Raw genomic sequence first — 12,674 nt, 5'->3', positions numbered from 1 at the left:
GAAGGGATTATCAATGATTTATTTTCCACCACCATTTCCAGACGAGTTGTTATATAGCGTTTCAGCTCGATATCATGCTCGATCTGGTAACGAGAATACTAAAATGACAATGAGAGATTTGTTCGGCAAAAAGACTGTTTGTGCAGTGACTGATCTGCCAGGACACCTTCAGCAACTTCACTCGCTTATTCCCGGGAATGCCATTTCTGTCGCTACCTTGTTGGAAGAACACACTTTACTGCCGTATTTCCAGTCTTTTATTCCATCAGAGCGATATACTTGGATAGTTGAGGAAATGATTTATGGAGAGGGACAATCAATCTATATGAAAATGGGACTTCCGCCCAGTGGGGTAATTAAGCCAAGTTATCTTCGATATTGCCCGGCATGTGTAGAATTAGATCGTGGAGAATATGGAATAGCGTATTGGCATAGAAGTCATCAACTTTCTGGGGTATCGGTCTGTTCAACCCATAACCTATTTCTCGTTTCTTCCTCGATTCTGTATGCCCAACGAAGAAATAAGCATGAGTTTATCATGCTTGAGTCAATAGTAGATGATGAACGACCTTCGTTAACTCGTCAAGGTGGGGAAAATGAATTTTTGATAGCTACGCGTTCAACTGAATTATTGCAAATGAATAAGCAGTATATAGGCCAAGACAGTTTAAGGAAAAAATACCTTCAAAGGTTGGCACAGAGAGGGATGTTAACTGCAAGGGGGAATATTAAATTCCGAGAATTGCTACCTGACTTTATTAGTTTTTATGGTAAAGATTATCTACATACACTTGGTTGTTCTATTGATGAAGACAGACAGCATACCTGGTTACATAAAATGCTTCGAAAACCCCGGCATGCCGTACATCCTCTAAGACACCTCCTTGTACAGATATATTTAAAAATTGATTTAGGTAACTATGAGGAGGAGAGCGGAACAGCTTCTATTAATCCATTTGGCGAAGGGCCTTGGCTATGTTTGAATAAGGTAGCAATGCATTATCGAGAAGAGGTAATTGATAGTGTATGCGTAACAAGGTGTTACAATACGGGAAGGCCTGTTGGAACGTTTATTTGTGGATGTGGGTTTACTTACTCAAGAAGAGGGCCGGATTCTAATGTTAAGGATAATGATAAGCTTCATATTGGACGAATTAAACAGTTTGGTCCGGTATGGATAGATAAATTAAAAGAGTTGAATAAAGATAAAACGCTTGGCTTACGTGAGAAGGCTAGACGATTAGGAGTTGATCCTGGGACGATCAAGAAGCAAACTGAAAAACTAGAAACTAATATTCCAATAATCTCACACAAATTACCGGCATTACTTAAACCTCTGAACAGGTCAATTAAGATATATTCCAAAAAACAGGTCGGTAAAAAGTGGACAAGAGTGGACTGGAGTGCAAGGGATGAACTGCTTGCGCAAGAGATTGATCGAGTTGTTAATGATGTTAAGAAATCGAATAAGCATCCTGTGTCTAAAAACGAGGTAGGAAGACTTCTAAACTGTTCGACAATGTTACGCACAAAGCTGGATAAACTGCCGTGTACTTCGGAACGATTAAATATGTTAACACGGAAGGGAGTTAAATGAAAAGTATTTATATTTCCATACACAGCAGCACGACATTATATTAGGAAGATAGTTACAATCTATTGCAAATAATGTAGAATTGTATCGATAGTACATTCTTCCATAAGTGGTGAAAATATATGTTCAATCGTTCACAACCAACTAGTCCTATTACGAAAAAACTGTTTCTTGAAGATAGGCCACTGAAAAATAGTAGCGGAGATAAGTTTCAATATACTCAAGTTGCGGAAGTGATTTGTGACGTATTAGAGCAAAATAATTTCCCTGTACATATTGGTCTTTTTGGCCCATGGGGATCAGGTAAAACATCAGTGATTAAATTGTTGGAGAATAAAATTAATTCAGATACTAATACGAGTGAAAAATATCTTCTCAAAACCTTAAGTGTTTGGAAATTTGCAGATGATGCACCATCATTACACAGAAAAATTGTTCGTCAAGTTCAAGCAGAACTAGGGGTTGTTAATGAAGAGGGTTTATCAATAGAATCCAGCAATACAGATACTGCAATGGGGTCGGGAATATTTGCTCTTTTCATAAAAAATAAATCCTTTAGAATAAGTGCGATTTTCTACATCTTATTTTTAGTTGCAATAATCGTAACGAATGTCGTAATACATTTACCTCGAGTTAACGCAATACTTTTAGCACTGATTTCTCCCGCGACATTTGCTTTGGGAATAGGTGCTCTTAAAATATTTTTGGGTAATTTTCAAATAACCAGCCAAGTAGGAAGAAAAACCCTAGCGCTGTTGCATAGTGACCAGTATGAGGCAAGGTTTGAAGCAAGCGTTGAACAATATCTTAAGAAAAATAACGGAAAAAAATTGATATTAGTTTTTGACGATTTAGATAGGTTGCCCCCCAAACAATTATTAGCAGCCCTTAATACAATTAAAACCTTTTTGCATTCTAGTAACTGTGCTTTTATTTTGCCTTGTGATGAAACAGTTCTACGAAATGGGATCAAAATAGCATTTGAGGAAAAAGAAATTATTCAAGAAGGTGAATCTCAAAAGAGTGATGAAAGTTACGTATCAGATTTTATGAGTAAGACATTTGATTATATTATTCATTTACCAATCGTTGAACAAAGAAATATGAAAACATATGCAAGAGAGCTGGTAACTGAGCAGCAATTATCATGGATTGACGAACCGGTAATAAACCTTAATAGAATTATGGGTGTACTAATACACTCTGAAACCAAGACTCCAAGGCAAGTGAAAACATTGATTAATTCGTTTGTTGCTAACTGGGAACTGGCCAAAAAACGAGATAATGAATCCGGAATAAAATTGTTAACAAAAGAACCTCAAGCTATTGCTATGTTTACGGTCCTTCAAACTGATTATCCTGATTATTATGAATCTTTAATTAAAGACCCTTATTTAATTACTCGGAATGACAATACAAGGAATCAGGATAACTTGAAAGCTTATTTAAGTCGGGTAGAAAAGTTTATCCCTAAAAATGATCCACGACCATTTATTTACTTCAGTAATGAGAAATTGAACCCTGCGACCGGTAAACCAGACGTACAGAAAGTGATGAATTTCTTAGTGAACGGTCAAGTAAGTGAATTTAAAAATTCCTTTTCTATACTCACAGCAAGTGATAAGGAAATTCTGTTTTCTTCAGCTATTTCTGATCTTAATGATAACCCTGGAATCGAAGTCGAGAATTGTTTAAAAAGTTTGATTGAATCTGAAGTAGATCTTTCTGAGGTGGTTTCGGATATGGAACTACATAATTGGGATCTATTATTAAGGGAAAATATTGATTGTTTAGTAGAACACATTCCCTCTAAAGTTTGTAATGTATTAAATTATCTATCTTATGATAATAAAACATGGAGAGATTACGGTTCTAAGTTAAATGTGGAGGGGAATTTAGAAGACTTAATTGAACTCTGGGTCAACCATCCGTCAAGTGTTGAGAAGTTTGGTATACAGAATCTTGGGGAACAGATATCAAACTCAAAAATTGAAGATAATGATGGATATACACTAATTCAACGAATCTTTGATTTAAATGAGGGGCATTCAATGCTCTCGCAGATTGAATGGATTAAAGTAATTGAAAAATCATTGCAGCTTAACTATAGTCCTGATGACTATACATTTGAGGCATGTATCAAAGAGATCAATAATAAAACGGATAGTAATATTACTGCTAATTTACTGAATCATTTTCTAGATCTATATGATTTTAAGACAGAAGAGTTTATTGATGGAATTGGGAAAACATGGTGTTCACTCTATTCTGGAACCGTTGAAGAGATTGGTGGATTTATTCAGTTATTTGCCAATGATTCTTTTTCAGGGTTTGATGAGGAAGATCTCTCCATGATAAATTCATTTATGAAAAATGTGACTTATAATGATTTAAGGGACTTAGTTAATGAGTATCTTTCTGAGGAAGATGAAGAAGCGAAGATTAATAAATATTTGAGTTATTTCCCGGATTCTCCTGGCATACCGGGTTTCTGTGTGAAAAACTTCAATTTTGAGCTAGACAGTTTGACCTTGGAGTTGTATTTAAGCGTAATTGTCAATCGGCATGTTCATCTCAGTAATAATAATCTAAGTAATGTAATAAAAAATATTAAGAATGAACTAAATGTCAAAGCATCACAACAAAAGAAATCAAATGTAATTGAAGTAATTAACACACTTCAACAGGTTGATAATTATAAAAAAATTCTATTTAACATCCGGGAAGAATTACTGTCACTCAGTGACAAAAATATGTGGTTTAATTGGGGTGAAGAAGTCTTTGTAGAAAGATTAGACCTATTCTTTATACTCTATAAAGATGATGAAAGTGCTATGGATTGGATGTTAGAATGTGTTGATGTGATGGTGAATATAGCAGCAGGGTATTATAATCCAGGATTGTCATATTCGAGTAATTCGTCGCGTTATCTTAATATTCTAATTAGTCAGATTGTATCTAATTTCATCGAGATTGACTGGGAGAATACAATAATTAGTTGGAAACAGATCAGGACTATTAATAGTAATGGTGTGCTGAATCTGTTTAGCCAATTAGATTCTATTACAAGACCAAGAGTTATTGGGGAATTAAGCAACCGTTGCGATATAAGTAGTACAACTTATAATGAATTATTGAAAGATTATTATGATCTTGCTGTTAATAACCATCGAGAAGCAGTATTTAATAGATGGGAAGTTATCAGCAAAACATTTAGAAACGAAGTAATACTAAAACTCTCTCAACAATCTGAAGAATTAGTGGAGGCGTGTAACAAATTGCTTATCAAGCAATTAAATAATAACCCACAGGTTAACTTTTTAAATGAGTTTGTTGAATGGGATTTACAAGAAAAATATAGAAAGATCTACCTTACAAGTTTAATAAAGAACATGGCATTTGAAGATTGTATAAGTTGGACGTTAGAAACAATTGGCTTTATGAATCGAGAAGGGTTTCAAAAGTGGAAGGGATTTTCAATTGAATATGCTGCTGAAATAGGTAAAGTGCACTTTAGCTCTTTAAAATCTGCGTTAGAGACTGCACTTGATTTAGGGCAAGAAAGAGCTAAGCTTGCATTGACGGTATTATCAAAAGTGGATTTAAGTAAGAGTGATTTGAAATATTTCAGAGAAAAGATAATCCGAAATTATAATGAGTTTCCTGAGCTTGTAAATCATTTTGGTTATCGCTTTAAACTCTAACTATTACAAGGATTTGAGCATTTCACAACTTTAATGTTACTGAAAATTGAGATGAATAGTTATTTCACAACTTTAATGTAACTTTATTATTGGTGAAAAACTAAAAAAACCTTATTAATTCAAGGTTTTCTATTTCACAACTATAATGTCACTGAACATTCAGTGAAATAAAAGTCGTGAACCAGTAAAAAAAGTCACAAACCAGTAAAGAAAGTCGTGAACCAGTAAAAAGAGTCGTGAACCAATAGAAAGTCCCGATGATGTGAATGAACTGTGACCGTATTTGTGGAAAGTTGAAAAAAGAAGACCTTTAAGAAGCAATTAATAGGTGACTCCTGAATTCATCGGGAGTCATCTTTTTTAATGTCCATTGATATCGCTCGGAGTTATAGTAGGCGATATAGTCATCAACCTTTGTTCGTAATTCCAAGAGAGTCATACATGTCTTGTACTCCAAATCATCCTTCATATGGCCAAAAAAGCTCTCCATGGCGGCGTTATCCCAGCAGTTCCCTTTCCGTGACATGGACTGTGTAAACCCAGCTTCGCGTACGAGAAGGCGGAATCTAGGGTGAGTATAGTGCATTCCTTGATCCGAATGTAAAAGGGCTTCTGGATGAATATTGCCATCCAGTCGTTCAAGTAGTTTCTCCAGTGTTCGTTCTACAATTGGCATAGCCAATGAAGAAGAGAGGTAGTGAGCTAAAATTTGTCTCGTAGCCCCGTCTTTCACCACGGATAAATAAGCACATTGTCCATTACCATAATGCATATAGGTAATATCCGTCAGCAGAACTTTCTCAGGCTCTCCTTGGTCAAACTGGCGCTTGAGTAGGTTGGGACACGTTTGGTGCTCTTGTGTGGCTTTTGCCATCTTGCGATAGGGATTTGCTTGCCGGATCGTAGCAACAAGCTTATATTTTCGCATTAATCTTCGAATCTTTTTATGATTCATGATGATACCATTCTCCCGTTCCAGCCACATCTTCACGACCAATGCTCCAGCTTTACCATTCAAAGCGTCATAGTGTTTCTTGATAAGGAAAGCGTCTCGTTCGTCTGCCTTCTCTCGCAACTGTCTTGCTTCCTCAGCGACTTGCCAACGGTAATATCCGCTTAAGCTCACACAAGCTAGCTTACACAAATAACGCGTCATTCGCTGCAGACCGTGCTTACGTATCGTTTGGTTAATAATTTCGTAGCGCTCGGAGGGGGTCAACGTTTCCTCTGCATCTTCTGCTTTTCGAGCGCCTCCAGCTTTTTTAAGAAGTCGTTCTCCATCTCCAGAAGCTTGATTCGTGCTTCTGCACGTTTTAACTTTTCCTCGGTAGAAAGTTCCCCTGCCGGTCGTCTGCCCGGGGATCCTTTTCCTCGTTGTTCCTCTAGTAGTCCAGCCTCTCCCAGAGCATTATACGTATTACGCCAACGGGTTAGGCAATGCTTAGGCTTCTTGCGACCGATAATATCTAGGTTAAATCCCGCGCTAAGGAAGATCTCCATTGGGGCTTGGCCTTCCTTATAGGCCTTAACCGCAGCCAACTTAAACGTTGGTGAATAGGTAATACTCTTTTCCGTCACGTTCTCTACATTTGGATTGTTCTCTAGTTGTTTGATCTCATTTTCGTTGAATATCCTTGAGCTTCCTCTTGTTTTGTTATTCATGAAGGCTTCCTCCGTTATTTCGATATTTCGATTAAAACACAAAATGACCCGTAAGAGGGTCACTTTTTTCAAAGTTTCCATCTTACGGGTCACAGTTCAGAATAATCATCGGGACTTTCTTTATTCAAAAAGGAAAATGTTTATTGTAGAAGAAATAAAGTATTAGATTTATGGTGTCTAATTAAGCTATCGGGCGATTTTCGTTATCTATTGATGTAGAACATTTGTTTTTGAAAATAATGTCCCCAGCAATTTGAGTTTCCAACTATCTCACAAAAAAAACACTCATTAAAAAAGATTGCCGCTGAGTCGATCGGATTTTAGGAGTTTCCTCGACTCCATATTCGATTCTCAAATGTTTTTCTTGCCCTCACGTCAAGCAACTTGGCCTTTTTAACTCGGTTTCACTTCAGATTTTGCATCAAACTTATGGTGGTTTAATTTAATAAAAATCGAGTGAGAAAATGGTGGGAATCCTTGTGGGAGTGAGGTGGAGCAATATTGGTGGGAGTGGTGAAGGTAAGCTCATTTGCAAGGGAAGAAAAACAATAAGGTGTTTTTGGTGTTTTGTCCAAAGTCCTTATTAAAATAAAATGGATTGGGGTCTACGAGGGTTAGAGCTGTGGCAGAACGAGTGTACGATCAGGATGTAATTCATAGGCCGGTTGAACTAAGAAGAATTTCGATTAATTTCTTTGTATGGAATATATAAACTATTATGATACAGTTATGGATATGGTCTCTAAAGGGGGGGCGCTCTGTTAAATAGATTATATGAAGATTGGTTCATAAAAAAATGAAAAGGTGGGTTATATGTTAAGATCCAGATGGTTACATAGCAGTATATTTATGATTTTGTTTTTCTCTATCAGTATCTTTGCGTTTGCGAAAACTGTAGAAGCCGCGAATCAGCGTATAAGTATTCAGGTTGATTTTATCGGAGCAGAGGGATCTGACAAGATTGTGCCTGAAGTGAATGTACATTTGATTGACCTCTCAACCGGTGAGGCAAAAGAAGAGACCTTTCTCTTCAATGATCAGGCGTTCAATCTGCCGCAAGGGTTTCAAGTTAAAAATAGATGGGAAGTTGTGCAGGTAAAGAAGGATATGGTGCCAGAGTTTTTTCGTATGAATTACAGTAGTTACACAGTGAACACTACAGAAGGGATAATGGGGTATGCCTTATATGAAGGGAAATCGTATAAAAAAAAGGTTGTAGATGAGTGGGTGACGTTAGAAGAGGATGGGATAAACCGTAAACGATTGTATGTATTCAACTATACTACAAAAGAATTAAAGCTATTAAAAGAGTCCACTCTGTATGAGAAGCTTCGTCCTATCACCTATTCTTATCATACCGATCTAAAAACGAAAGAAAAATTTAAATCTATGGATCCATGGGATTATATCAATTCAGGAACAAGTTTGGATAAGCTTTTTATAAATGCGGACTTGTATTCGCTTTCTGATAATACTTCGAAGACAACAGTTCTATATTCTTTATCAAAAAATACATATGTGGCTACCGTACCCTTCGATCCCGAAGGGATACTTAGTCCAAAAACCCTGACGTTATGTTCTCGTAACAGTCGTTGCTTCGAATCGAATGAGAGCACTTCATTTAATGATAATGTCGTGTTTATGAAGAGTGGAAGGTACTATGAGATACTTAAGAACCATTCAATTAAGGAAATTAAAAAAACAACTTATGATTGGTGGCAATACCAATGGAGAATTGTCGTCAACAATCATGTATTCGGTGAAAGAAGAATTAATGGATGGGATTACATCATAAGTACTGACAACAATAAGGTAACAAAGTTGTCCGAGCGTTACACTTTTGTGCGTGAAGTAACCGTTTCGCCAGATCATAAGTATTTAGCCATCTTTGAGGCGTCGTACAATAAAGAAAAGTCAAAATATGAAGAAGACCAGGTGCGCATCTATGATATCAATAAACAAAAAGAGGTTCGTGTTATAAAATTGCCATATCGTGAAGCACCTATCAACATTATTTGGCATTCCAATACTGTACTCCAATATAGGCCGTTCTCAACAAATAATCCTTCATACATTAGAAATGTCAATGTGGAAATTCTTACAGGAATTATAACCAAAGATCTGCCAGGAGGTTATGAGATAGAGAATGCATACTTCATAGACGTAGCCGATAGAGATAATTACTTTTCTTTTGCAAGACCGTTGGAAATTCGTTATCAAGAAAAGCTAATTAAGTATACGAAGCAGCCATCCTTTGAAGGAGAGAATGGGTTAGTCTATTGTTCTCTGAAGGATCTGGCCAACGGCCTAGGTGCAGATATTAAGGTGGAATCTGGTGCGGTCAAACTTACCTTAAATGGGAAGACGGCAACAGTTGATTTGAAAGACAAGCAAGTCATTTTATATGAGGGAACAGCCTATGCACCAATAAAAAGCATTATACTTAAATTGGGTTTGCAATATAAGAGAGAAAATCTCGCGTCTCAAATAAATCTCGAGTAATAAGCAGAAAGGCTCTTATATACTTATAATTCAACGTATTAGGAAATTCAGGTTGGGCTAACGAGATAGGTCAGTTTAATAATAGTAGGATCAGAGAGAGCAGAAGACGTTTTAGTCAGAGCGCTCATTATTTATATCAAATAATCCAATAACATAAGCAAAAAATATTCGAATAATTGAGGTGCTCATTATAAGAATAGTGCTTAAAAACTATTAATTTTGGATAAATATAAAATATCGACATCTAGACATCACTTTTAACTTAATTCTAGTGGCTTCGCCTAAAAAGGCGGGGCCATTAGTCGTTTATGGGTATGTAATATATTAATTTATTAATACATTACTATCTGTCTAATTTCATTGGCCTTATAATTGAGAATTTCTTCGAAATTTTGATTTAAGAGAATATTCATCAAATTTTCATCTATAAAAAATCCGATCTCATATCCACCTTGATGAAAGAAAACATCTCTTGAAATGTCTCTTATTTCAACTGGAATGTGTGTTTTAAACGTATATTGGTACCCATCAATATACTCAGAATAATCTTTCCCAAGCTTTTATTTCATCCGACATGTAATTGTTGTTAAAATAAAGTCGTATCAGAGCCGAGCAGATGCAGGATTATTTCCCGCTGTCTGCTCGGTTTTTTCTTTTCTCTGATTTCATCCCATACAGAGAACTTCTCGAATATAGTATCTAAACTTATTTGAATGACTTTCCCGCACCTACAAAGGCTTCTCAGAAGTTGCTAATGCCTTTACTCAGGCTAATTCATTGCCTTTCAGCTTATGTTCCCAGTCATTAATCTGCTCTTCGGTGCGACGATCGGAAGCCGGACTATACGAGGTGTAAAAAACGCCGGTGACCTTAAGCAGGTGACCGGCGTTTCCATATTATTGTTTAGGCATTTTGCTCTCATCCATGTACAGCAGGTTCCAGCGATGACCGTCGAGGTCGGCAAACCCTGCGCCGTACATCCAGCCGTCAGTTTCACTCGGCTTGCCAAAGATGCTTCCTCCGGCAAACTCAACTTTTTGAATAAAGGCATCTACTTCTTCTCTGCTTTTAGCACCAATGGAAAATATTACTTCCGCGCAATTAGAAGTATCTGCGATTTTTGAACCTGTGAACTTCTCAAATGCCGCATCCAGGAACAGCAGAATTGTTGTTTGACCGATGGAAAGCTTGGCTCTCTCGTTACCAACGCTCATCGCATGGAATCCAATCTCATTGAAAAAGGTAGTTGACCTCACAACATCTTTGACCGGCAGGTTAATCCAAATCTCCTGTGACATGGCTGTAGCCTCCTGTAATATATTTTAAACTATTCCTACTATACCCTACTTCTCGCAGCAGAAGCGAATCGTGTAAAAGAAAGCGTAAGGTATGATATTCCTGTCATGCATCCTACTATTTTCTTAGTTAAGTTATTTACTGTTTATTTCGGTCATCCGTAAACTTTCTATCTCAGAGCACGAAGAAATTGCAATGAAAAAAGTTGTGGGCTAAAATGATTTTTAGCTAGGATAGGGACGGTGAGATAGCTTGGTTGAGATAGAAAAGAACTTGAAACATAACGAATATGCATCGCTCGAAGGTTTGTGCTTCAAGCTTCGTGAAATTGAACATATCAGAAACCAAACAAATGATTGGGAATTAAGACTTCAGTTTATCGAATCCCACATGATTCTCGTTGCGGCTAGTGGTAAAGGGGGGCTAAATATTGATGGGCGATTCACCGAACTACGCCAGGGTAGTGTTTACATATGTAAGCCAGGACAGCTAGTTGAAGCAGCCATGAACAGCTTTGATGAGCGGGGAATCTTCTTTATGCGATTCGATGTTCTGGTCGATGAGGGGACTTCTGTTCATTCTATGCAGATGATTAAGAAAGACAGCCCGTTCCCGATACAAAGGGAAGTTGTTGTTAAGTCTCCGATTTCCGTCAGCGCATTGTGCGACAGCATTTGCCAATGCTTGATGGACGGGGATTCTCTACAACGTTTTCGCGGCCAAATTCTCTTTCAAGAACTATTGCTCAGCATTCTGCAAGATACTAGTCTTGTAAAAGAGAATGATTCGGAATCAGGCTTGGAATACGCTAAAAGATATATCGAGCAGCATTATCAACAAGAATTGACGATCGATCATTTGGCTAAGGTGGCGGGAATCAGTACTCGACATTTCATGAGATTATTTAAAAAAAGGTACGGATATAGCGCGATTGACTATTTGGCAGTATTCCGAATTGAAAAGGCGCAACAGCTGATGAGGTCGGGCGGGCCAAATCGTCTTCGTGATATTGCGCGACATGTAGGTTATCAGGATGATATTTATTTTCGGCGCAAATTCAAACAGGTGTCAGGCGTACCACCAGCGACATTCATTAAGAATAGTAAGAAAAAAATCGTCGCTTACGATTGTCTCAATATAGGGCAATTGATTGCGCTACAGATGAATCCTTGCGCCGCACCGGCCGATCACCCATGGACCGATTATTACAGACGGAAATATCAAATGGATTCCATGCTGCCGTTAAGTTCAAATCAATGGATAAAGAGAGAAGAAATTCGACTAGCTGAACCTAATTTTATTATCGGCATTGATATATTGGTAGCGCCCGAGGAACAGGAGATACTGAGGCAGATTGCACCTGCATTTTTTGTGCCTTGGGAGAAGAATGATTGGCGAATGCATTTTCGGTTAATTGGGCAATTTCTCGATAAGACAGCAGCAGCGGAGACTTGGCTTGAAAAATATGATCGTAAAGCAATATTCGTAAGAGAGCAGGTGCAACACGTATTTAAGGATGAAAGTCTTCTCATTCTAAGAATCTCCGGTGATCGTTACAATGTTTTGGGGAAGAGAAGTCTAGGTACGGTATTCTATGATGATCTGCATATTATGCCCGTGCAGAACATCGATTTTTTGGAGGATCAGCCAATCACGCTGGATCAGCTAGCTGTTTGTAATCCGGATCGTTTGTTGTTGATTATAGATGAAGATACGGTATCACAAAAGAGCTGGCGAACACTTATGAACGCTAAGTTATGGAGTGATCTGAGGTCTGTCAGGAACAGTAGGGTGGACTTTCTCCCTGCATATCCTTGGGTTGAATATACGGCCTTTACCCATGAGCTTATGCTGGATGAAGTATTAAAGATTTGGCGTGATCGTGCATAATAAAAAGTCTCTATCGTCAATATCCG

6 protein-coding genes are annotated in these 12,674 nt (G+C 37.5%); 4 read left to right on the top strand and 2 right to left on the bottom strand.

Annotation, left to right across the window (positions count from 1 at the left end; all coding sequences use genetic code 11):
• Positions 1-13: 13 nt before the first annotated feature.
• Positions 14-1,597: a TnsD family Tn7-like transposition protein gene (locus NSU15_RS27165; protein WP_339288233.1), complete on the top strand. Its 1,584-nt coding sequence runs from the start codon at positions 14-16 to the stop codon at positions 1,595-1,597.
• Positions 1,598-1,716: 119 nt separating this feature from the next.
• The gene (locus NSU15_RS27160) at positions 1,717-5,298 is read left to right on the top strand and encodes a P-loop NTPase fold protein (RefSeq protein ID WP_339288232.1); all 3,582 of its coding nucleotides are present in this window, start codon (positions 1,717-1,719) and stop codon (positions 5,296-5,298) included.
• Between the two features lie 310 nt (positions 5,299-5,608).
• On the opposite strand, the gene NSU15_RS27155 is transcribed toward NSU15_RS27160, so the two are convergent.
• A protein-coding gene (locus tag NSU15_RS27155; protein WP_139328450.1) for an IS3 family transposase occupies positions 5,609-6,960 on the bottom strand; the annotation gives its coding sequence in 2 pieces (ribosomal slippage) (positions 5,609-6,573 and positions 6,573-6,960; 1,353 coding nt in all).
• Between the two features lie 813 nt (positions 6,961-7,773).
• Between NSU15_RS27155 and NSU15_RS27150 the strand changes: the two genes are divergently transcribed.
• Entirely contained in the window at positions 7,774-9,462 is a 1,689-nt protein-coding gene (locus NSU15_RS27150) for a hypothetical protein (protein WP_339288231.1), read from the top strand.
• Positions 9,463-10,358: 896 nt separating this feature from the next.
• Here the strand turns inward: NSU15_RS27150 and NSU15_RS27145 are convergent.
• Positions 10,359-10,760 (bottom strand): VOC family protein, encoded by a 402-nt coding sequence (locus tag NSU15_RS27145; protein ID WP_339288229.1) that lies wholly within the window; start codon positions 10,758-10,760, stop codon positions 10,359-10,361.
• 271 nt (positions 10,761-11,031) lie between these two features.
• On the opposite strand from NSU15_RS27145, the gene NSU15_RS27140 reads away from it, so the two are divergent.
• Positions 11,032-12,648, top strand: coding sequence for a helix-turn-helix domain-containing protein (locus NSU15_RS27140; RefSeq protein WP_339288228.1), 1,617 nt, complete (start codon positions 11,032-11,034; stop codon positions 12,646-12,648).
• The last annotated feature ends 26 nt before the right edge of the window (positions 12,649-12,674 follow it).

Origin of the sequence: Paenibacillus sp. FSL E2-0201, assembly GCF_037963325.1 — a bacterium.
Taxonomy (GTDB): domain Bacteria; phylum Bacillota; class Bacilli; order Paenibacillales; family Paenibacillaceae; genus Paenibacillus_AQ.
Note: the sequence above shows the minus strand (reverse complement) of the source record. Positions and strands in the feature narration are given on the sequence as shown.